Source organism: Rhizobium sp. K102 (genome assembly GCF_022385315.1).
Taxonomy (GTDB): domain Bacteria; phylum Pseudomonadota; class Alphaproteobacteria; order Rhizobiales; family Rhizobiaceae; genus Rhizobium; species Rhizobium croatiense.
In genome coordinates, this window is the sequence record NZ_CP092434.1 from 171,813 (window position 1) to 193,236 (window position 21,424).

General features: G+C 56.4%; 16 protein-coding genes and 7 pseudogenes. 1 reads left to right on the forward strand and 22 read right to left on the reverse strand.

The genetic code is table 11. The features are described 5' to 3' along the window. Positions 1 to 48: 48 nt before the first annotated feature. From virB11 to MHI61_RS32590, 13 genes and pseudogenes are all read right to left on the reverse strand, one after another. Positions 49 to 1,083: a P-type DNA transfer ATPase VirB11 gene (virB11, locus tag MHI61_RS03855; RefSeq protein ID WP_011427356.1), complete on the reverse strand. Its 1,035-nt coding sequence runs from the start codon at positions 1,081 to 1,083 to the stop codon at positions 49 to 51. Between the two features lie 40 nt (positions 1,084 to 1,123). Continuing rightward, positions 1,124 to 2,227, reverse strand: a complete 1,104-nt coding sequence (gene virB10, locus MHI61_RS03860) for a type IV secretion system protein VirB10 (RefSeq protein WP_011427355.1) — start codon at positions 2,225 to 2,227, stop codon at positions 1,124 to 1,126. Next, positions 2,224 to 3,048 (reverse strand): P-type conjugative transfer protein VirB9, encoded by an 825-nt coding sequence (gene virB9 / locus MHI61_RS03865; RefSeq protein ID WP_239789438.1) that lies wholly within the window; start codon positions 3,046 to 3,048, stop codon positions 2,224 to 2,226. Before virB9 ends, virB10 begins: the two co-directional genes overlap by 4 nt. Before the next feature lie 52 nt (positions 3,049 to 3,100). Continuing rightward, complete coding sequence (locus MHI61_RS03870; protein ID WP_042119589.1) at positions 3,101 to 3,814, reverse strand: type IV secretion system protein VirB8; 714 nt, start codon at positions 3,812 to 3,814, stop codon at positions 3,101 to 3,103. Continuing rightward, positions 3,801 to 3,968 carry a type IV secretion system lipoprotein VirB7 gene (locus MHI61_RS03875; protein WP_011427352.1) on the reverse strand — a complete coding sequence of 56 codons (168 nt, stop codon included), beginning with the start codon at positions 3,966 to 3,968 and terminating at the stop codon, positions 3,801 to 3,803. Before MHI61_RS03875 ends, MHI61_RS03870 begins: the two co-directional genes overlap by 14 nt. A 29-nt stretch (positions 3,969 to 3,997) precedes the next feature. Further along, entirely contained in the window at positions 3,998 to 4,885 is an 888-nt protein-coding gene (locus tag MHI61_RS03880; RefSeq protein WP_011427351.1) for a type IV secretion system protein, read from the reverse strand. 98 nt (positions 4,886 to 4,983) lie between these two features. After that, a complete protein-coding gene (virB5, locus tag MHI61_RS03885; protein WP_011427350.1) occupies positions 4,984 to 5,646 on the reverse strand; it encodes a pilin minor subunit VirB5 in 663 nt (220 codons plus the stop codon). A 16-nt stretch (positions 5,647 to 5,662) separates the two neighbouring features. Beyond that, positions 5,663 to 8,031 (reverse strand): annotated as a pseudogene (locus MHI61_RS03890) (VirB4 family type IV secretion/conjugal transfer ATPase). Beyond that, the gene (locus tag MHI61_RS03895) at positions 8,031 to 8,357 is read right to left on the reverse strand and encodes a type IV secretion system protein VirB3 (RefSeq protein WP_011427348.1); all 327 of its coding nucleotides are present in this window, start codon (positions 8,355 to 8,357) and stop codon (positions 8,031 to 8,033) included. Before MHI61_RS03895 ends, MHI61_RS03890 begins: the two are co-directional and overlap by 1 nt. 139 nt (positions 8,358 to 8,496) lie before the next feature. Then, positions 8,497 to 9,234 carry a type IV secretion system lytic transglycosylase VirB1 gene (locus MHI61_RS03900; protein WP_011427347.1) on the reverse strand — a complete coding sequence of 246 codons (738 nt, stop codon included), beginning with the start codon at positions 9,232 to 9,234 and terminating at the stop codon, positions 8,497 to 8,499. Between the two features lie 199 nt (positions 9,235 to 9,433). Beyond that, complete coding sequence (locus MHI61_RS32580; RefSeq protein ID WP_275593066.1) at positions 9,434 to 9,763, reverse strand: hypothetical protein; 330 nt, start codon at positions 9,761 to 9,763, stop codon at positions 9,434 to 9,436. A gap of 159 nt (positions 9,764 to 9,922) precedes the next feature. Beyond that, positions 9,923 to 10,165, reverse strand: a pseudogene (locus MHI61_RS32585) (ATP-binding protein); the annotation flags it as partial. Between the two features lie 80 nt (positions 10,166 to 10,245). Further along, positions 10,246 to 11,946: pseudogene (locus MHI61_RS32590) on the reverse strand (two-component system VirA-like sensor kinase); the annotation flags it as partial. 52 nt (positions 11,947 to 11,998) lie between these two features. Here MHI61_RS32590 and MHI61_RS03910 point away from each other — a divergent pair. Further along, a complete protein-coding gene (locus MHI61_RS03910; protein ID WP_133118182.1) occupies positions 11,999 to 12,259 on the forward strand; it encodes a hypothetical protein in 261 nt (86 codons plus the stop codon). A 344-nt stretch (positions 12,260 to 12,603) separates the two neighbouring features. Here MHI61_RS03910 and MHI61_RS03915 read toward each other — a convergent pair whose 3' ends face one another. The 9 genes and pseudogenes from MHI61_RS03915 to repA all read right to left on the reverse strand — a co-directional run bounded on the left by MHI61_RS03915 (position 12,604) and on the right by repA (position 21,167). Then, entirely contained in the window at positions 12,604 to 13,215 is a 612-nt protein-coding gene (locus tag MHI61_RS03915; RefSeq protein ID WP_011427344.1) for a hypothetical protein, read from the reverse strand. A gap of 417 nt (positions 13,216 to 13,632) precedes the next feature. Next, positions 13,633 to 13,719, reverse strand: a pseudogene (gene tnpB, locus MHI61_RS03920) (IS66 family insertion sequence element accessory protein TnpB); the annotation flags it as partial. A gap of 28 nt (positions 13,720 to 13,747) precedes the next feature. Next, a complete protein-coding gene (locus MHI61_RS03925) occupies positions 13,748 to 15,832 on the reverse strand; it encodes a recombinase family protein (protein ID WP_239789423.1) in 2,085 nt (694 codons plus the stop codon). Then, a complete protein-coding gene (locus MHI61_RS03930; protein ID WP_011427341.1) occupies positions 15,832 to 16,371 on the reverse strand; it encodes a hypothetical protein in 540 nt (179 codons plus the stop codon). The genes MHI61_RS03925 and MHI61_RS03930 overlap by 1 nt, the downstream gene beginning before the upstream one ends. Before the next feature lie 10 nt (positions 16,372 to 16,381). Then, a pseudogene (locus MHI61_RS32760) lies at positions 16,382 to 16,477 on the reverse strand (IS66 family insertion sequence element accessory protein TnpB); the annotation flags it as partial. After that, positions 16,474 to 16,880: pseudogene (locus tag MHI61_RS03940) on the reverse strand (transposase). The pseudogenes MHI61_RS32760 and MHI61_RS03940, both read right to left, overlap by 4 nt. Before the next feature lie 534 nt (positions 16,881 to 17,414). Beyond that, complete coding sequence (repC, locus tag MHI61_RS03945) at positions 17,415 to 18,677, reverse strand: plasmid replication protein RepC (RefSeq protein ID WP_011427339.1); 1,263 nt, start codon at positions 18,675 to 18,677, stop codon at positions 17,415 to 17,417. A 612-nt stretch (positions 18,678 to 19,289) separates the two neighbouring features. Then, positions 19,290 to 19,961: a plasmid partitioning protein RepB gene (gene repB / locus MHI61_RS03950; RefSeq protein ID WP_239789424.1), complete on the reverse strand. Its 672-nt coding sequence runs from the start codon at positions 19,959 to 19,961 to the stop codon at positions 19,290 to 19,292. Beyond that, positions 19,958 to 21,167, reverse strand: a pseudogene (gene repA, locus MHI61_RS03955) (plasmid partitioning protein RepA). Before repA ends, repB begins: the two are co-directional and overlap by 4 nt. Between the last annotated feature and the right edge of the window lie 257 nt (positions 21,168 to 21,424).

The following is a 21,424-nucleotide window of genomic DNA, read 5'->3' on the forward strand; positions in this document are numbered from 1 at the left end:
CAAACATAACCCGATACATATCTCGCCTGCTTGAAAGTTGAGCAACATCTAGTGCTGATCCAGAAGATCGCCAATCGCCTCTCCCCGACGGCGCGCATCAGCGGCGAGCCAGATTTCTTCCACCTCGTAAATGTCGCCGTAGGCTCGAAAGGGTATGATGACATCAATCGCGCTCGAAAGCATGTCGATCAGTGTTCTATCTTCCAGGCCAGCGCCCTGCGAGCTGCTTTTCACCAGTGAAAACAGTTTCTTGAACCCCTGAACAGGATTGGCGCCGTGTATGGTGGAAATCGATCCCGGATGCCCTGAGACGACTTCACTCAGATAGGCCCATGCCGCGTCGTCACGCATCTCTCCGAGAAGAATCCGGTCCGGCCGCATGCGCAGACTGGCCTGCAGCAGGTGCTCGGCGGTTACAGCGTCCGGTCCGCCCGCATTTTTTGCATAGAGCAGCCGGACGTGGTTCTCATGTGGAATGACGAGTTCGAGGGTATCCTCGATTGTGATCAGCCGTTCCTGCGGCGGGATTGCACTGATCAGAGTCTTGCTCATCGTCGTCTTGCCGCTCCCGGTTGGGCCGCAAAGCAGCATCGTCAACCGACCCACGACGCATGCATGCAGAAATGCCTCCAGATCGCCGCTGTCGTAGTGCCTGAGGATAGTTTCATCCTGTTGATCCCGGCGCCTTTTTCGCCTCTCCCACTGGTTCCATCTTGAAACATCGTAACGGTCCGTAACCCCGTTGAGACCGGAAACATGGGAAGCTGGCCGTCGAATCGTCAAGCTCACAGTGCCCGCCAGGACAGCGGGCGGCAGGCAAATTTGCAGCCGCTCACCACCCGGAAGTTCAGTGGCGCAAAGGGGATTTCGTGGTCCGACATCCTGCTTTCTCAATGCGCCTGCCAGAATGGCGATATCTTCGAGATCGTTGTATGACAGAGGCAGGGACATTTTGGTGAAGATGCCGCCCTGGCGCAGAAATGCCTCGCCAGGTCGATTTATCGCAACCTCTTCGGTCCTCGGGTCGTCGAGCCATTCCAAAACCGGATTGAGAAGAAATCGCAGCTGCGTATTGACCTCCATTGTATCACATCCCGTTCTGTGAGCGAAAAAGTTGGCTTTGTCAGCGGCGGTGCTGCCGGTATCGGGTCGCGCCACCCGTCACGCGAAGCTGGTAAATGTCGGAGAAATCAAGGTCACGAGCCACGAAAATCGAGACCGTATCGCCCTGATTTTTCCTCAGGGTCGGCGGTATGTTGATGGTTGCCTTGAGAGCAGTATCCGCCGTTTGTTCACCGTTGTTCTGGATACTGTTGAAGCTCGTTCCGCCGTCCGAGCTGCCGGCATAGGTGCTCGCTGCCTGGAATGCCCCTTGAACGACACTAAGGAGCATGGCGCCGCCAAAGCGCTGCCAGAAGTGGTTATCGACGGTGCCCGGCAATCCCGAGCGGCCGAGTTCATCCGTGCCGGGCGATGAAAGCGAAATCATGGCATGATTGGGCGTCTCCGCGCGGTCCCAAAGAACAAATACCCGCGCATCTCCTTGTTGCAGACCACGCTGGATTTCGCCGACGACTGTGGTACCACGATCAAGTAGCACAACATTGTTGGTCGTGCCGCGAACATCCCTGGGCAATACGCATTTTACATAGCCAGCCAAATTCGTGTCGATTGCCGTTTGCAGGATGCACGGGATGATCGTTCCCTGGGTTATCATGAAATCCGGGTGGGGCAACAGCGTTGCCTTGCTGGGCTGGAGTTCGGTGGGCTTCATGCGTATCGAAACATCGCTTCCTGCAGACACCTCACCGTTCGGCGGCGTCCGCTCTTCGTCCTTGTCATCTTGCCGGCCGGTGGCGCCATGACCGGGGCGGTCATCGCCACCGGTATACGCGAAGATCGGTGTTTCCGCCGGCTGCGGCTCACTGCGTGCTGGTTCCGGAGCAGGCAACTGGACGGCTCTCTCGGCCGGCGGGGCATCAGGTGAAATCTCGATTGGTGCCGGATGAAACGGCTGCGTGTTCGTGGAGATCATGGGAGACGGTGGCGGGTTTGCATCCGCCTTCTTCTGTCGCCCGCCGAGCCAGATGAGACCAAGTGAAAGCACAAGAACAAGACCTGCAACGATCAGCTTGCGGGGTCCCGAAAGTCGCTGGTGATGTGTGCCGGAGACAAGGGATCCGCCGGCATCGATATCGTGGGACGGTTGCTGATCATCCCCGATCACCCTCTCTCCTCCATCAGCACGCGCTTCACATCCGGCCTGACCGTACCCGTATCCGGCCTTCGGCCAACAGGATCGTAGGCAGTATTCCAGACACACAAAACGGTGTTACCATCTCTCAGCCGCCAACCACTAGAAACTGAAGAAATCTCGACATAGCTCCCCTTGACTGAATAGTTCGCAACCGCTTCCTTGCCGTCAGGATCAATCGTGTAGATGGAGGGTATGCGAACATTGCCGGGAAAGCGGAATACAGTTGTAAATCCGTTATCGAATACTTCGAGCGGCAACAGCGAACGATCACCCTGGGCCACGTAGTGCCAGTTCCTGTCTCCGGTGGCCCCTGTTGTGGCGGGCTGATCCAGCAAATCTGCCGCCCTGCGTTGATACTGCGCTTCCCCACGCAAGCGGTCTGCGGCTGCCTTGTCCTGCGCCTCCTTTCGGCGGGCCGCCGCTTCATCGGCAGGATAGGCGAATTGTACGCTGTAGTAGAGATCAGGCTGTTCCTTATCGAGATGTGCCAGCGTACTGGAAGAGATGCTGAAGACATAGCGCCGCATCCCGGCATCGCTTGCGGTCAGCACCACCACCGGCTCGGGCGGCAGAACCTGACTGGCTTTGAAGAACAGATAGTTTCCGCGTGGAAGTGCCGCGAGAGTCTTGCTGTTGGAAACGGCCACTGCCGTCACCGTTTCGTTGGCTGCGAACGAAACAACCAGAGTGGCTCCAACCGCCGTCGACAGGTGTACCACCTGATCGGGATTGTAGGCCAGATAACGCATACGCGGGTCCAGTCTGCCTGGCGTTGGCGTTTCTTCGGCCATCACGCCGGTCGCGGCAAACAGCAGACATGCCAAGGTGAGAAGCTCTTTTTTTTCATGGTTCGCCGGCGCCCGCGTTGGAAACGGTATCTTCGGATGTCTGGTATGATGTGATGACCAAACCTCCCGGATTGGTAAGCCTTAATCTGCCGGGCAGGCTGTTCACCTTTTCGTAGTGAATTGTTGCGGTCCACGTACTCACCACCGGCATTTTGCTGTCGATGACGAGGGTCCGTTTGTAGCGAATTTCCTGCACACCCGGCGCTACATCGTTCGAAGCAATGTGCTCAACCTCCAGCCTGCCGCGTTTTCCGACGACGACCTGAGGTGAACCTGGATTGGGATAATTGAAGAACTGCTGGTAATCCTGGCGCACCGCCGGGGCGCTGAAGTTCGAGACCAGATCATAGGCGTACTGGGCAGTATCAGCGGTGTAACTCTCGCGCATCCGGACATACTCCCACAATGAGGCGTTGACGACGGCTTTTTCCTGGGTGGCAGGCAAGCGCGAGACGGATACCTCGCTGTCCACTGTGCCGTCCGGCCGGATCCACAGATACACCGGCACAAGCCTTGTCAGCGGTACCATTGTGGCAATCGTGAACGCTTGAGCGACATTGCCCAAGGTTGCGACGGCTGCGACAACCGCAGCCACTCTGGAGAGACGTCGCGCCGATTTCGCACGTGCGGTTTGAAAAGCCTCCACTTCCTTGTAGTGCTCGGCCAGCTTTTCCCGCCCTACCAGCAGCGCATAGTCAGACCCTTTCATGCTGTCCATCCGCCATACCCGGGTGAAGATCTGACGGCGCAGGTTGCCATCGTCCCACATTCAGCGGGAAAATAGGTCCTTTACAACTCGCCGGTTTGTCATTCGTCTGGCAACCGGTCAAAACGATAGCCAAGCACAGCAAGCAATATTTCATTGAGTCCTCCTTTGGCGCAATGTTTCACCCTAGCGTCGTTCAACCTGTGCAAAGCGGCGGTACAGGCTGTTGGCAGATTGGGTTACACCGCTCCAGTAGCTGCCACCGATATTGCCGGCGATCGCCGGCAGGGCGACGATGAGTGCGTCCCCGGTGAGAAAGAACATGTCGAGTTCATAAAGACCAATGATCTTAGCCGCGGTCGTACCGGCAAGCGTGATCACACCGAGTATAAGGGCGAGTGCAGTCGCCTCGGTCAGAATGACTATCGTCGCCACGATGTTGAGCAGCAGCAGCAGGAAACCGTAGGTGATGAGTTGTCCGATCCACTTGGCCGCGATATCGCGAGTGCGATCAAAGATGTATCCCACGAGGACTAGCGGACCAATCGTCAAAAGCACCTCCGTGAGAATGCCGACGGCATCATAGATTCCGAAGGCAGACCAGAGCGTGCCGTAAAAGACCCACTGAGCCCCCTGAAAGGCAAGAATGTCCTGGTCGTTCATAGGTCCGATTTCGGACGCGATTTTCTGGAATGCGGCCTGGCTGAGCGCGAACATCGAGTCCAGTTGCGTGGGGATCGTCTGCAGTGGAAGGCCGCTGCCACTAAACTGCTGTATGAAATCCGGGATTGTCTCTTCAAACACGGAAACCACATAATCGTGGTAGTTGGCCTGCCCGACGACAAGGGCAACGACGACACTGACCATGATCACCCGTGTGATACCACCGCGTACGTCGACCTCACCACGCATCACAAGAACACCCTGGACGATAATCCAGAGGGTAACACAAGCGATCAGCGGAGCGCTCACTTTCTCCTGGATCGCCTCCAGCACTGTATCAAGACGTGTCTTGAAGGCCAGATCGAAGATCGTATGGATGGCCGTAAACGGCGCCGGAATGGTGAAATTCATCGCTTGCACCTGATCTCGACTGTCTTGTCACGGAGTATCGGGCAGGACTGTTGGCGTCCCCGGCGCGCGAATCGGCGACACTGACAGGTTGCGCGTCCTCATGGCAGCGCCCCGAAGATGGCCGCGGTCTTCTGGTGCTCCTTGCGTTGTTCGGCCGCTTCTTCCGCCGCATGAAGGCCCGCCTGCGCAGTGGTCATGGTCAGCAAGCTGGTCGCCTGGACATTTTGAATCGCTGCATCGTGGATCTGCTTCAGGAGCAGCCCATTGGTGACAGTTGCCTGCATTATATTGCGGGAGCGGGAAAGCTGTGCTGAAGTTTCCGCATTCGCCTTCAGTCGTTTGTCCATCGCTTCCAGGTTGTCGGCTGCAATTCCCGTGCTGTTTGCAGCACCGGTGATCTGCGACCGCAACAGGTCCGCTTCAGCGTCACTACCAGTCACGGTACGGTCGGCGTCGCCGGCGATCGCACGCGCCGTGGTCGACGCGGGCCGTTGCGCCGAGAACATTTCGGTATCCAGGTCCCTCGTGGCGGGATACTGGTTTTTCTGGTTGAGTAAGGTCAGCAAGCCGGTCACGCCATAGGCCGACGTCAGCATCGTCACCATCGCAATGGTCTGGGCGAGATTATCTGCCGTTGCGAGCGCCGTCGCCAGTGTTTCGGCATCTGCCACCGGGTCACTGACAACCATCTGCGCCCTGGCAGGTACGACAGAAAGAAGGCTACCGGCAACAGCCGCAGTAACTAGTCTCGACATCTTCATGGTTTCCCACCTTTGATCAGTCTTTTGCCTCGTGGTAACGGTTCATGAATTCGCTCAGCCAGGCAGAGGGGTCTTCTCCCCGTGCCTCGCGCAGTTGATCTGCAAAGCGCACTGTGTTCGCACGTCCCGAAAGTACGGCGATATATTCTCGCATTTCGCGCAGATCAAATTCGCAGATGACACTTCCGCTCTCCCGTTTGAGCAGAAATTTTCGATTGCCCACAGCCATCTCTTCGCGGATCGCCTGGAATTCCTTTTCGGTGCATTTCAGTCCATCGATGTAGGCCGACCGATTTGCCGTAGGCGACGGATAAAAGATCTTCGTCATGCACTGGGCAACCAGGCTTGCGCCCAGTTGCGATTCCAGAACATGTTCGGGTTGCTGTGTCGCGAGTATCAGCATCCCGTTGTTTTTGCGTACGGTCAGCAGGAACTTGTCGATGACGGCTGAAAACTTGGGATTCAGCAAATAGGCGCGAAACTCGTCGCAACTCATCACGAACCGGCGCCCGTCGAGCAGCGCTCCAATACGGTGCAGGAGATATGCTGCCGCGGGAGCGCATACTTCCTCGTATTCGAGCAGATGCGTCATGTCGAAACCGGTAATCGAAGGGTCCAGCCTAACGTCGTCAAGCTCGCCGTCGAATGCCCAGCCCAGCGCATTGCCGCGGCACCAGCGCTGCAGTCTTGCTCCGGCCCCTTCGGCAGGCCCGTGCAACAGAAATTCGCGCAGCCCCGCGATCGAGCGCATAGGGGGATCGAACGACAGCTGTCTATGGATACCCCGCACCAGCCGCCGGTTCTCCTCGGGGATATTCCGCCCCGCCCATCGCTCTCTATGAGCGCGACAAGCCATTCCCGCAGAAAGTCACGTGAGGCTGCTGTATTTTCCAGGCCGCGCAACGGGGCCAGTCCACTGGGCACACCTCTGCGAAGCGCGAGATACGTTCCTCCGGTGGCGCGAACGAGCAGTTCACCGCCACGATCCTTATCGAAGAAGACGACCGCACCCTCACGCTCGAGCATGCTCTGCTCGAGCATGGCGAGTATGAATGTCATAAGCGTCGTCTTTCCCCTGCCGATCGGACCGAATATCGCCGTCATGCCGACATCGTGCTCATGGGGAATGTAATCGAATGGAGTTCCACCGTTGGTGCGGAAGCGCGCGATCGCATCGCCCCAATGTCCAGAGCGGGCACCTTCGGGATAGTTTTCGAATGAGACCAGGCCGGCGAAATTGCGCGAGTTGATGGCTCCCGGGCGTGTGCGCCATCTGCAGTTGCCCGGCAACTGCGACCAGTAGGCCGCCTCCATGCCTATGCCCTCCTGGACAACGACGGCTCCCGCATCCGCAAGTCGCGTCCGGGCCCGGGCTCCTTTGTCGGCGAGGCTCTCAAGATCCTTCGCATATATGCAGAGGCTCAAATGGTGTGATCCCATAACAAATTGGTTGCTGGCCAATGCATCCTCCGCTTCGGCCAGTTCGCTAATCTGGGTAACGGCCTTGTCGCCGGAACTTAGCATCTGGCGCGACTTGAGGCTGAGCTTCGCATGCGCTTGCGCGCGGGTCAGGAATGAAAAGCTCTGCGTCAGAACAATCGGAAAATCGAGGGACAGCAGGGTGTTGAGCATACCCGGTCGCGTTCGCGCGGGGTATTCTCGAAACGAGTAGATCGATCCGACGTAACTTTCTTTAGGCGTCCGGATCTCGATCCCCCGCTTCCCGCAAATGACACGGTCGGTATAGATCGAGGCGCCCAGTGAGCCGCTGACGACCGGTACCGGTGCAAATCGACCGGTCATGACGAGCCGCAGCGCCTCTCCAACCTCCGAGAAAAGTACATCCTGCTTCTCGCGAACGCCGAGGCGTCGCAGGCCGTATTCTTCAAGAGCACCGGCAACGACATGCCAAAGGTCTTCCAGGTGCCTGATCTGGCCTGCGAGTTCATTTTCCTTCTTCATGTAGAGTTTGGCGAACTTCCTCTTCACCTTCCCGAGCGCTGTCCGCGGAAAGACCATTAGCGTGAGGAAGTGGTCGTTGCGAAGAAGCTGGCCGCACAGGACCCGCTGTTCGAAGGCTCCGCTCAGGCTGGCAGAAAAAGCGCTGCGAAAATGTCGCGCCGGTGCTGGCGACACATCGTCGTGACGCACTAGGTGAGCATATAGCGACACATGATCATCGGCGATATTGCGCAGGAGCGTGTTGAATGCACGACAACGCGCATTGCGCATTTCGGCATCCTCGAGTTCGAACGCCACGCCGCTGATATGTGCCATGGTCATGATCGAGCCGTCTTCGAGAAGGACGATATGGTCGCTGAGGTGTCCGACGTAGGGTAGATAGACTTCACCGGATCTTTCGGTCGTGCCACTTGTGCCGAGCATTACGCCATTCCTCTGCCTCTTGCGGGAACCCTGATTGGATTCGGACTGACGCTTGCGCCACCCCAAACCAGACCATCGACATTCCTTCCGGCCGTCTGCAAAAATAGCAGGACGACGCTTGCCGCGTTGTAATCTCGCTCCACGACAAGTCGTGCTGAGAACCATAAGGGTATGATAACCACTTCGTAGAGCGGGTTCTGGACGACAACGATGACGAAACCGCCCAACATCATGAATATCCCCGCCAGAGTCAGCGGCACCCCGAGAAACAAAGCGGGTCGTGTCGCTGCCAGGTAAAGGGTCGCTTCTTCGAGACGCTCATTCATCAGCCGGCCGGGCTTGAGGAAAAAATGCTCCACCACATTGCCCCTCCCATGCTAGATGCAGAACCGGATACGGCGCGAATCACGGCGTTCGAGAGCGCGACCCGATTCAGGTTTAGCCGACATCTATATATGCATTGCCTCATTGCTGACCTCCTTGATCCAAGTCAAACGGCAGTCGATCGTCGTCTTCGATCCTGCGAGTGTCCCGGTCAGGCACAGTTGGCGCACCGGACGCGCCGCCAGACTTGCCCTCGGGAGAAAGACGTTTGTATGAGCCCCAAACATCCCATGTTTCTTCGGATCGCGGCTTATCGCGATCATCCGTTGTTCGCCCGGTGATCGGCGGGACGAGTTGTTGAGCGGCGAGTTCGACCTTTCGGACGTAGCCGTTCGTAAAGCCGTGCGTGAAGTCACCGGTGTTGTAGGCCGAGATTGCCTTGCGAAGCGCCAGTTGCTTCATACTGGGCGTTTCGCCCCCTGCATAACTGCGACCAAGCAGTTTTGCCGCGACGGACAATGAGGTACATGCGTCAAGGGCAAGGGCGGCTGACAGGCTCAGACCGGAGAAATTCCCAGAATTGATCTGCATGAGACCGACATCGAGCGAGTGCCGGGCCTTGAGGCGCTCCATCACGGCCTGTGCTGCCTGTGCGTGGTTGTTCCAGCGAAGCGTTTCGCGCGTGGTATTGTCATGTACAGTGAGCGGATCAAGGCGGCTCTCGACCCTTGCGATCGCCGCGAGCGTAGATGGTGCAACGGAGGGGGCGCATTCGCGAGCGAAACGATTGAACTCGTCAAAAGAGAGCGGCGCCGCGTCGCTCGGCGGGCACACCCAGACCAGCATGACGATCGAAAGCGGTACCGTTTCCCTGAGCATTCCAGTCTCCTCAAATCGTCACCAAAGCGGGCCCTCTTCGTTGGAAAAGATGCCGCAGTTTGATGCTCACGATTATCGGCAGTTCGGTTACACTAGGATTTTCGATTTTTTATTTTCGATGTCATATGAAGCGCGCGGCCGGCTCACAATAGGCATTGAGAGCCCGCCCTTTGGAGACACAGCTCTCCGGTGCGGGAAATCACCGGATAGCACCCTGTGTCCTGATCTTGAGACTAATTGCATACGCCATGGTTCTGGAAGATAAGGGCTTCGGCAGAAACAGGGCGCTCAACATGTCGTCCCCCAGGGAAGACATGTTCAGGCCACTTTCTCCAATGACGATGACGGCGGTCTTGAAAGCCGGCTGCAGGGCAATCGCAGCCTGATTTCTGGGAAGGGACGAGTAGTCGATCAGAATCAGATCGGCTTGTTTGCCTTTCGAAATCCAGTCTTGAAACTGACCAAATGTTCTAAAACCAGCAGGCTCATAGCCCAGAGCTGCGATATTGTCCTCGTAAACCTCCCGCAAGACGAGATCAGGCTCAACGAGTGCTACTGTCTCGCCCCTCCCGCGCGGCGTTTCATAGCGGCCGAAAAATGTGTCGGGACTGACGGGTTCCCTAGAGGATGGCGGCAGATAGATGTCAAAACGCGTCCCCTCGCCAACGGCTGAAGCAACATCAATGTATCCTGCAAAACCGCTGACTTGCCCGTGGACGGCGGCGAGCCCCAAGCCAGTACCACCGCAACGAGCGCGCGTGGTGAAGAACGGTTCGAAAATGTGAGGCAGGACAGCCTCGGAAATGCCTTCACCGGTATCACTGACACATAGAAGAACATAATCACCGGCTGGCATGATACCATGCGCCAGTGCTTTCGGTCCGGATACAATCCGGTCAACGACGATGTCGATCCGACCGTCAGTATTAATGGCTTGTGACGCGTTCTTGCAGTCAGATTCATCAACATCTGCTGAAGCTCAAGAGGACTTCCCTCGACCACGGTCCGTTTGTCGTCAAACCGGAAATTGAGGTCGATGTTGCGTGGCAACGCAACGCGTAACAATGGCGCGATTTCCGTCACGAGTTCCGAGACACTGAACGGCGTGATCACGCGTTCCCGCTTTCGGCTCAACGTCAGAATCTGGTCGATGATGAGCCTGGCCCGGTCGCCCGAAGAGATTATATGCTCGATGTATTTTCGCGCGACCGAAGATCGACGCAATGAATTTTGCGCCATTTCGGCGTGCCCGATGATCGCGCCCAGGATGTTGTTGAATTCGTGCGCTATTCCACCGGCGAGTGTTCCGACTGCCTGAAGGCGTTCCGCATGCTCCAGGCGTCTCCCAAGAATACCACATTCGGTTTGCTTGCGCCGCACATCGATGTGATGACATAGACAGGCCGTAGCGAGTTCGAGGAGCTGAATTTCACCAGCACTCGCTCGCAGATGATAGCTTTGGTAGCCCAGGGAGCAAATTGCTATCAACTGATCCGTGGATTTATGTGCCAGAAGTATCGAGAGGCCCGGAATTTCCCGCGAAAAACAGCCAGTCTTGCGCGTCGGCATGACGCGAAACACCGACGCCCGTTCATTCGACTTGGCAAGCGAGACCATTTCGCGTAGCGTCCGGTCCTCCCATACCGGCAAAGGAAGCGTCGCGGCGAAAGTTTCAACAGCCCACCTGTCGCCGTGGTCCACCAGTGCCAGCGCGCATGCATCGGCATTAAAGAAGCGCTGGATAATTTCAAGCGCAACTTGCGCCGAGGACTCAAGCGATGGCGCCGAGACTCCGTCAGCTTCGAAACAAACGCCGATCTCCTTGATCAATTCCTCGTGGTCCAGCCGCCTCGCTAGCCAGTCAGTCTTGCGGCGTAGCCGGTAGACCAGTGAAATGATGTAGATGCAGAGGCAAACCGCAACAAAACCCAGGAAGGTTCGTGCACGCTGCTCCCTCACGCTTTCCAAGCTGTACGCCTCCAGACATCTGCGCTGCAATCTTTCGGCGATTTCAGTGGCATCGGAGATCTGAATCACGTTTACCGCATCGTTTACCCGGGGCAAGAGCGACAGAATAATTGGCCCCTCGCGCGAAAGTATGCGCAACGTGGCTTCATCTGCACCGCGGGTGTTTTGGATCCTGTCAAGTTCAAGGCTAATCGCCCCCGAAAGAGCTGGGCTTGGCTGACGTATATACTGCAGCATCAGGTTATCCAGTTTCAGGAATTGGCCCCTTTGATCCGTAGACGACGGTCCTGGAAGAATGCTGAGCGCGCGGGTGAAGCTGGCCAGCGAATCCTGCAGGAGGACGTTCTGCGCGCCAAAGGTTGCGACGGCAGCATCGGTCGTGTCCACGGACACCTTCAGCTGGTTCAGCATTTGAGAGAAATCGTCGCCGCTCAAAAGGGGAGATTGTTGAAACCGCAGCTTAAGATTTTCCAGATTTCTTCGCAAATTTCCTAACCTGGAAAGGATGGGCCGGTAGGTCGTAACCATACCGGTACGGGCGCGGAGGACATCCCGCTGCAACGAGGCGCTGTCGATATTGATCGCTCGCAGCTGGGTAAGGATTGCCCAATTGGTTTCGTTGTCCTGCCAGCATACAACTGCCATCACGCCAAAGATCACCGCAGTAACGGTGAGGGCTGGGATAGACCACGACCTTGCACCCATTTTGAAATTCTGGCGAGTCGGTGAATATCTTTCATTCATCCGTACATACCTCCCCGCGCCGGCGATTGACCACCCGGGCGACGCTTACCGCATGGCAGGGTTTGTAAATGGTCGCGACGTGCAAAGGTCGCGTGAAATGGTTTCAAATGAAATATTGGTCCGCATGCCGAAGAATATTCCGGTCGCAGGAGTATTTTTTGCGCGTCTGCCAGAAACAGAGGAGTTGTCGCCGTCATCGTCCGAAGATGCCGTCGTTGAAGAAAGCAAAGCGGTTGATCATGCATCTCCGAGTGAGTTACATGGCAGGCGTAGCGGGTACGGTCGTCCGTTGCCAGCCACACTCAATCGTTAAAACAGCTGCCCGTTCGGCGCTTTTGTCATTTTGAGCGGGCCATCAGCCGCTGCGCCAGCCATCGTAATGGGATACCTCACTAGGGACGCGTTTTTAATCGTGCGTACAGAGCGTCGTCGCCGACTTTTCATCAGAATTCGAACACGACATTATCCGGGAAGCTTCGTATGATTCCGACGGACGCATTAGCCCGTCAATTGGAATGTTTGCAACTAAAGCGCGTCGCGTCAAACTTGATTCATGCGACGCGCTTTAGCTCTTTGTTTTAACGCATGTCGTTGCCGCAAAACCGCTGCACACTTTTGCGCGACATGCTTTAAGGCACTGTAGCGGCGCGGGAAATATTATCGACCGCGTCCTTCCCTCTGCCTATCCGCAGACATCAATTCCGCTCGCGCACCGTCATGGGCTTCCTTAATTGATTTGGCGATCGGCCGAATCTTCGGCATCAACTCATGAGCGGAGATCTCCCTAAACATTACGGGTTCCGCCACGTCGAAGACCTCGTCAGAGATGCCCTCGATTCTACGGGCCAAGTCGGTCCCTGCCAACCGTTCTGGAGCTTGGCCAGCGTGATGGGTATACGCGGTGCCCAACACTGGACGATATGCAACTTCGCTTTGCATGCGTGCCAGTTGGTTTTCAGTCAGCCGTTCCCCGTCTGGAAGTGTTGGTGCGTGCCTAACCGTGTGAGGCAGCAGTTTCGCATGATAGCTGAGTATTTTGAGGCGCGATTTAAACGTCTCGAAAGGTTCTGTTCGAGTCGAAAGGCTGGTCAAGGCATGAGTTTCGTTAAAATTTGCGACATTTTCCGCTGTCTCGACTGGATTTTCTGTAGTCAAACGTTTCGCTACTTCCGTCAGCAGCGAGTCGGGTAGATCAAGCAATTGTGTCTCGCGGGCGTCATGCGCGGCTACAGTTCCGGATCCGCCACCTTGCAGAGTGGAACTATCCATAATTGAGCTCCTCTTGTTTCTTTCAATCACATTACCCCTCAGGCGCGATCCATCAAGGCATTTTGTATTTCATTAAGAAACACTTCGTTGGGATCAAGACAAAAGCCGTAGACTCACTGATCGTTAGTGGCGCGCATTCCTCAGGAGGCGCTGGGAGTAAGGTATGGCGGAATCCGGGGGCGCCCGGCCCAAGGCTTTAGTAGACCCGGATTCCAGGTGCGTGTAGGCAGTCGAGAACAAAGCAAATGGGAAACAAGATCCTTGAAGCTTCGCATCGATGCTTTTGCATTGTCTGCCGCAACCCTCGGCGAGCTCGTCATGCAGTTCCAGCAAGAATGCGTCCGCGCAGTCGATGCGATTGGCGAGGACGATAAGCCTGAAACCCGCAAGCACTGCGAGTTGATGGACGTAGTACGAAGGCCATTTAAACCTGCCTCTTTCGAGCCGTTTTGTGAACAGGCAGGCTCCCTGGCCATCGTGCCAAACGACCTTGATCAGATCACCACAGTGCGCTTCATAATGCATCCCTCCATCAAATTCCGGGCAACCGGGCGACTTTATCGTATTGATAATCTTCATAAAACTTGGGGCGTCGATCGACGACACCCTGCACCCCTGGACGGCTTCCGAGGTTAACGCATCTACCGGAACCATCCACGGCGAGCCAGGAAGGATTTGCGTTGCAGGAAGAATTCCTCTGCACCAGGCTTTTGGCCGATCCCACGCAAATACCGAGTTTCTCCGCCGCTTTCATCAAGCTGATCATCGGTATCTCCACTTTGGTGGCATCATATTCGGGAATTCCCAGACGCTCGCGCATGTCACGAACACGCACGGCCGTCCAGCTCTCGCCATTACCTGTCTTGCAAAGCATCCGATTGAGGGAGACCGCGAGTTCCCGATCTGGCCAATGTCCGCCCAGTTTGCGCAGTGCTTCGACGGCCGATGGTGCGAGCTCAGCAGGATATCTTCCGGTCTTGACGCGCGCCACACGCACCTCTGTGTGCCGACCTCCGGTCCAATGGATCAACAGCACCGCCTCGTTGGTCGCATCGTCGAGATCGCAAATAATCTCCTGAACCAGGATGTGAATGAGCCGCTGCTTTGTTCTCGTCTCAGTGGAGGGCGCATTCCAGACGGTCGGGAGATCCTGGGCAAGCTGCAGGAGTCGGCCACGATCGATGACGGGGCGCGCTGCTGACAGCGCGGACAGGTCCTTGATCTTGCGCTCAAGCACGCCCACTCGCTCCAGGGCATCATTCCATCGGGCCTCCAGTTCGCGTGCAACATGCCGCTTGGCCGGGTCCACAAGCTCATACCTGCGACTGGCCAACAGCGCTTCGTAGCGTGAGCCTTCGAGATCCCGCTCGAGTGCCGCAATGCCATCTCTTCGGGACCGCTCGACTTGATCCGAGGCGAAGATTGCCGCTTCGACGGCACGATAAGACACCGCTTCCAGAATCTGGACCGCAACGGCGCGATCGACCCTGACGCCGCCAATGCCGATACAAAGGCCGACACCCACGTGTGCATCGTCGCCGCGGCACTGATAGCGATGCGCGTTGCCCTTCGCGCTGCCGTAGAAGACGCGCATCATTCGGCCACAGCGACCGCATCGCATCAGCCCGGTCAAAAGGGCACGGCCGCCACGCGCTGACTTGCGATCGCAGTTCTTCTTCATGTGCGCGTTCTCGGCCAGGAGCTTGTGGTTCTCCTCGTATTCCCGCCAACTGATGTAACCTTGATGATTGTCGCGCAGCAACACGCTCCATTCATCCCGGGGTTTGCGCACCCCGGTGGCTTTGCGAGCGCGACCATCGATGATCCGCGTTCGCTGTGCGCGTCTTCCGAAGGCATAGGCGCCTGCATAGAGTGGGTTGTGGAGGATCTGCATGACGCTGTGGTACGCTGGCGCTTTCCAGACGAGCTTGCAGACGTTCACATTGCGCAGAACGACCGGCATCTTGATATCGGCCGACCGCAGCCACAAAAAGACCTGTCGTCCACTTCCCAGCTCCCGGAATTTGGCAAAGACAAGCCTGATCGTCTCAGCCACATGTTCGTCCGGGTCGATCTCGATCTTGCCCACTTCGCTCCAGCACAAGCCCGGCGGCAACATGAACCGCAGTTCCCCGCGTCCAGCCTTGGAACCGCGTGCTGCGATGCCGCGCTGACGCATCAAGCTAAGCTCATACTCCGACATCGTGCCTTTCAATCCAAGCAGCAGACGATCGTTGACGAGCCGCGGGTCATAGGCACCATCCGGATCAATGACCAGCGTACCGGCAAGGGCGCAAAGGTCGATCAGATGATGCCAGTCCCTGCCATTGCGCGCCAGGCGGGATGCCTCGATGCAATAGACCGCTCCCACATCGCCGGAGCAAACCTGTGCCACAAGCCGTTCGAATCCAGGCCGTTCCATGCTGCCTGAGCCGGAGCGGCCGAGATCGTCATCGATTACGGTCACCGATGCAAAGCCGGTCGTTGCGGCAGCTCCAGCCAGATCATACTGCCGGCGCTGACTTTCCAGATTGCCGGTGACCTGAGTCATTGTGGACTGGCGGACATAGACCACAGCGGCGCGGCCAAGATGGTCAGGCGTGATCTTCGTGTTCATCAACGCCTCCCGTCTTCGTCATTCTGTTCGCGTCCAAAGCTTCCAGCAGAAGATCCGCCAGCGCTTCCTCCAACCCTTTGACGTTCTTGACCGCCGGAACCTGTAGATTTTGGCGCTCCAACTGCAGAACGAGTTGGTCGCGATTTTGATGTCGCCTGCTTCGCATCATCCTTCTCCTTCTCCTTCTTCCTCGAAGGACGGTATTTTGCTCCTATTGCGTGAGTCGCGCCGAACGATGCCAGCGCCGCTGCCAATTCGTTGAGACCGGCAATGCTGATCTCAGGCAGCCCTAGCGCCATGGTAGTGCAATAGCTTTGATCGAACATCCAATTCGGCAACTCGCGGCACAGATCTGGACGCTCATCCGTGTAGATGCAGGTTAAACTTTTGCCACGCCTGAACGGTGAGACCTGCACTTTCCTCCCGAACAGCGGGTGCCAAGGATAGGCAATCGTCGAATAACGGGAAACGTATGCAGAATGTCGGTAGTTGTCCGCGCTTGCCCCTGAAGCAGAACAGATGACCGCCCAGCGGGTCATGTTTCAGCACCTCCTGCACCCGCAGCGCCAAGGACGGGAACCCGCACCGCATATCCGTATGGCCCGTCGCCAGCCACACCCGAACGCCTGTCGGGATCGGGATCATCGCAACGTCTCCAGCCCGCGCAGGATGCGCAGCAGCACAGCGACGTCTACGTCACGGTCGACGATCACGCGCCGGCCGTTCGCGCTCAGCACCTCCATACGACCACCACCCGCGACCGGCTTCGATGCAGCCGGCACGGGCGCAGGGGCGTCCGGCGTGATCAACGCCGGCACGAAGCCCTCAATCCGAATGCTGCCCAGATTGCCGGTCTGCACCAACTGACGCCAGCGATACAGTTGCGAGCGGGAAACCCCATGCTTCGCCGCCGTCGCGGAAACCTGGCGACGATGGCCAGAAAACGCATCTTCAGCTTCGCTTCGGCGGTAAAACGCCGCCGACGCCCCATGTCGATGATTTCAAGCCGGCTCACCGCTGTCCGAAAACTGTCCATATGCCTGTCCATAGCCACAAAACGACAGATTCATCCTACGCGCTCAAGGCGGCGCTCCTCGGACGCTTACGTACCAGTCATCGGACATATCAGTTTCTCCTTTCTGTCTCTGACGAAAGGAGACCGCACCGTAGGCCGCGAGGGGCCAGGGATCGCGGAACGCGACCGCCAGCGGCGGCAAGCGGGGGAACCGATTTTTCTGAGAAGCGCAGCGGCGGAAAAATTGGGGGAGACCGCGTCGTCCTTGACGCCGGAGTGCGACCTGAAGTCGCATGAATCTCTGTTTCGAGAGGAGAAACGTGATCTTCACCACGTGTTGGTAATACGACAACTTGCAAGATAATAGCAGATGGTGTGATCGATCGATCCGGGACACAGGATACTCTGGGCATCCCTTTGGACCCTCAAGGCCGACTTGATGTCTGGGCCTGTGTTGCGGAAACCATCTTGGCCAGCGTTCATGTGCGAACGCAACAACAGGCCGCACATATGGACGCAAGCGATCAGTTGTTGGGCCGGCCGGACAGGTAACAGCTGTTACTCCTCTCATGAACTTTCATACCTGCTGTCTGCCAGTCCGAAAAGGCTCCGCTCCAGGTTCAGCCTTCCGACGATCGCTCGATCTATCATGGCCCGGAAATAGCCCCCCGGCCTGGAAATCTGCTCCGGATCTCGAATTGACTTTTCAAGCACGGTCGCTAAGATCGCCGCTGCCGCGTACTGGCCCACTTTCTTCTGACCATCTGCCCAACCTGCTTCGGACAACCCTATCATCCTGCGCAGCGTTTCGCCTGACCGGCCGATCGCATACCAACTTTCGAACTCTTGGCCTATCATTGATTGAGCACCGGGGCACGCCGCGCGAATGAGCCCAACTGACACAGAGCCCAAAACCTCCCCTTGGATCGTGGAAGAGTCGCGGCCATCGCAACTTCCGTTGTCTTGCTTAACCCCCTCCGCTTCGCGAGACTTTCTTTTAAAAGCCATTTCGACCGCGGAGCGGTCGTTCTTGCTAATTTGTTCCCGCTCTGTAGAGCGGGCCCGCAATTTTCTACTTTCAGATTCTGATTCATGGGTTGTATTGATATTAGCGCTGTCATCAATGTCACCCTCGCATGACAAACGGAACGGAATGTCCTCCGGCGCCAATGCAGCCAACGCCTGTTCGTGAAGCGAACTTATACGATTTGCGCGTTCAACCAACCCGCCCCCACCCGCCAGTATGGACTCGAGCTCGGATCTTTCAGTCGTCATCTGCGAGGGATTGGACAGGCAGAGATCTTCAATCGCACGCGACAGGCGGCTGATGTCGCGTTTGGCAGCGAGTTCGGCGTTCAATTGCTGATGGTACTGGATCACCGCCTGCTTAAGTTCGCCAGCCCTTACACGGGATGGTGTGAAGTCAATTCCAAAGCCAGCCGTCACTTCGCCTTTATCGTTGCGATATACAAAGCGCCGACCTGTCGAACTGTCCCGGTAGGCTGCAACACCCGCCTCTACGAGCCGTCGGATGCATCGCATTACGGTGCGCTGCGAGCGCAGCGTATACTCAGCGAGTTTCGCATTAGATATGGCCACGATTGGACGCCCAGAGCCTTTCCAGTCATCGGCCTGGGAAAGACCGAGAAGGATATCCATTACATGATACGTCGTGCCATCTATGCCCAAAACTGGAGCAGCCTTCTTCAGGAGCAAAGCCATTTCCGATTTTGTCGTATCTGGTATGTCGTTTGCCATTGCAAGACGTGCACTTGCGGCAATTCCAGGAGTCACGCGTCGGAACGACGCCACTGACAAAGCTTCAGTCATAGCTATCCTGCTGCGGATCTCTCGATCGCAGTCCCAATAATGCGATTTTTCAGGAAGCCGCCGGAAGCTAAGCGCAAAAAAACCGTCCCTGACAGTTACAGCGACTTGATTAACACCCTTATCCGTCTTAGAATTAGCCCGCTAGAGCTGACGTTGACGGTGCCGAGATGCTCCGTTGGCCGTGATTGAAGGGTCTGTCGATTGCAGTCGATAGGCCCTTTTTCCATTTCTCGTTTCTAGATCATTCCAGAACCCTTCCCTTGTCGTCTTTGAACTCCTGAAAGAGATCGGGTAGCCGTTGCAGCAGCCAGTCCGAAAGCCCCGGAAGTCGATCGTCAGGAATTGAAAAGCGAGTTCGAATTATCGGTACGCCTCGTTACTATGACGATGCCATCGTCCAAGGCGACTCTACAATATCCGGTTTGCTTTTTGCAGAAAGATCAAACGCTTCCATGATGAGCGCGAACCGCTGGTCGCTTCGGCACTGAGCCCATGCTGGAGACGCAGTCAGCTCCGCCAAGATTTCCCTTTGCCGGGCGTTCAGGATTCGATTGTGGACGCGAGCGCCCAGCTTTTCCGATTTTGGACGTCCAACCGACGGCGCCGGGCCGATCACCGGATGAGTCCCTCAGGTATCAGGGCCGCGGTATTTGTAAGAATCGATATCGAGGCGAGGCGCTGGCCCTCTTTACGTCCAAGCGCGTTCGATATTAATTCCCGCGAGTACTTCCGCTCCTTCAGATTAAAGGCAAACAGGGCCTGCTCGATGAAGGATAGATTGAGTTGTTCCGAGTTCTCAATACCCCGTGAGATAACAAGCTCCTCGTCGCTTAGCTCGCGTACGATCGCCTTGACGGGGCGTTTAAGTATCTGGCAAGCGCGAAGACGCCGGTGGCCATATGCAGCCTGGTATTGACCTGGCCTCCCAGCCAAGGGACGCACGAGGATCGGAAGTTTCTGCCCGGCCTCTCTAATCCCTTCGACAAACGCTTGAAACGTACCATCGCCCTCTATATCCAAGCGGTCGCTGATAAACGACGGGGCGACTCGATCGGGATCGAGTTCGATAACCGATTCACACGAAAGCAACTGATCATGAAGGCGCCTGTTCTCATCTTCGATCGAGACGAAGGCACGATCCATTGATTTTACAGCCACCGAACCGACTCGCCGCTTTTCCTGCTCGGCGCGTGAGGGTGCCGATTGCTTAGCAAGGACCTCCGTATCGACCTGAGCAAACAGGCTCTTCATTCGCTGGTTTCGCTCTTTGGGATTGACCATCATCTACCCCACACGTTTTTGATATGATGGAAAATCTCGCGATTGACCGAATCCACCGACTCGAGTGCGCGACTAAGCGTATCGCGTCCGACACCCCTTGACAATTCATAAAGACTTCTTGTTTTCAAGCCCGGCACTTGCAATCGCAGTAGTCTCGGCAACAGCCGGAGCCAAAACATCCTCTTTAAACAGGGAGCGTAACAAAGTGACGACGTTAACTTGAGGACCGTCGTTGGGGTTGTGTCGCGTGATCACATAGCGGATGAAATCGTGGCTGAGTGTACCGCCGCGTTTCTCGATCACGCCCATGAGATCACTCATCATAGCTAGAAACTGATTCATACTGGCAACGTCAATCATTGCTGGATGAATTGTGATAAGCAGCGCGGTGGCAGCACAGAGGGCGCCGAGCGTAAGGTAACCGAGCTGGGGAGGGGCATCGACAAGGACTATATCGTAGTCCGCCTCAACTTCGCTGATGACCGTCAAAAGCCTGCGAAAAAAGATCTCGTCTCCTCGCCCATAGCCATCCGCGATAGCATGCGGAGTTTCGTGTTCGTACTCCATCAACTCGAGGTTTGCCGGGATCAAATCGATTCCTGCGAAATAGGTTCGTCTGATTACCTCGTGAACAGACCTGCGACGATCATCGTAACGAATCGCGGCATAGACAGTTTCGTTTTCATCAACGTCGAACTCGGGCTGGTATCCGAACATTGCCGACAATGATGCTTGCGGGTCTAGATCAATTGCAAGCACCCGAAGCCCCCGGATTGCCAGATAGTGCGCCAGATGCACGGTTGTGGTAGTTTTAGCCGAGCCGCCCTTGAAGTTTGCGACGGCAACAACCTGTAGCTTGTCACCCGCCCGGCGTCGGGGCAAGAACACCAGTGCTTCGTTTGGACGCTTTTGGGCGAGATGCTCACGTATCTGATTTACCTGGTGAAGCGTATAGATCCGCCGGCCGTTGTCCTGTCGGTCGGGGATAGCGCTCTCACCGTCAAGCGACATCTGGCGTAGCGTGGATTCCGCAATGCCGAGTAGCGCAGCAACCTCGCGCGACGTAAAAGTTTTAAGGGATTTTGCAGCCTCAGGCTCATAAAGTCGTTCGCGAATTGACTGGAGTTGCGAAGACAACAACTGTGACTGTCGCCTGATCTTCATCGCCGACGATTCAGCTTGTTGGATCTGCTGCTGGTTTGTTATCATTTTTCCTCACGACGGTTTTTTCGCGATCGTCAGTGATTTTCCGTCGATAAGCAGTTACCCGATTCCCAGATTGCGTCAAACCATACTTCGTTAACCAACGGTTACGAACCAGCGGGTAAAACCTCTGCCACCCAAGGGCAGACCTCCTATAAATACAGAGACTTAGGATGCTATCCTCCAAGCAGTGTCGCCAATTGTTTTACTATGAATCCTACAACCGTAACGCATCTCTAAGTGCGATCGAAACGCAATTCCAG

What these genes read in the sequence shown, in the direction of transcription:
- virB11 (WP_011427356.1), bottom strand. Translation starts at nt 1,083, where the DNA reads ATGGAGGTCAATACGCAGCTGCGATTTCTTCTCAATCCGGTTTTGGAA.
- virB9 (WP_239789438.1), bottom strand. Translation starts at nt 3,048, where the DNA reads ATGGCCGAAGAAACGCCAACGCCAGGCAGACTGGACCCGCGTATGCGT.
- MHI61_RS03870 (WP_042119589.1), bottom strand. Translation starts at nt 3,814, where the DNA reads ATGAAAGGGTCTGACTATGCGCTGCTGGTAGGGCGGGAAAAGCTGGCC.
- MHI61_RS03875 (WP_011427352.1), bottom strand. Translation starts at nt 3,968, where the DNA reads ATGAAATATTGCTTGCTGTGCTTGGCTATCGTTTTGACCGGTTGCCAG.
- MHI61_RS03880 (WP_011427351.1), bottom strand. Translation starts at nt 4,885, where the DNA reads ATGAATTTCACCATTCCGGCGCCGTTTACGGCCATCCATACGATCTTC.
- virB5 (WP_011427350.1), bottom strand. Translation starts at nt 5,646, where the DNA reads ATGAAGATGTCGAGACTAGTTACTGCGGCTGTTGCCGGTAGCCTTCTT.
- MHI61_RS03895 (WP_011427348.1), bottom strand. Translation starts at nt 8,357, where the DNA reads ATGAATGAGCGTCTCGAAGAAGCGACCCTTTACCTGGCAGCGACACGA.
- MHI61_RS03900 (WP_011427347.1), bottom strand. Translation starts at nt 9,234, where the DNA reads ATGCTCAGGGAAACGGTACCGCTTTCGATCGTCATGCTGGTCTGGGTG.
- MHI61_RS03910 (WP_133118182.1), top strand. Translation starts at nt 11,999, where the DNA reads ATGGCAGGGTTTGTAAATGGTCGCGACGTGCAAAGGTCGCGTGAAATG.
- MHI61_RS03915 (WP_011427344.1), bottom strand. Translation starts at nt 13,215, where the DNA reads ATGGATAGTTCCACTCTGCAAGGTGGCGGATCCGGAACTGTAGCCGCG.
- MHI61_RS03925 (WP_239789423.1), bottom strand. Translation starts at nt 15,832, where the DNA reads ATGAACACGAAGATCACGCCTGACCATCTTGGCCGCGCCGCTGTGGTC.
- MHI61_RS03930 (WP_011427341.1), bottom strand. Translation starts at nt 16,371, where the DNA reads ATGACCCGCTGGGCGGTCATCTGTTCTGCTTCAGGGGCAAGCGCGGAC.
- repC (WP_011427339.1), bottom strand. Translation starts at nt 18,677, where the DNA reads ATGACTGAAGCTTTGTCAGTGGCGTCGTTCCGACGCGTGACTCCTGGA.
- repB (WP_239789424.1), bottom strand. Translation starts at nt 19,961, where the DNA reads ATGATGGTCAATCCCAAAGAGCGAAACCAGCGAATGAAGAGCCTGTTT.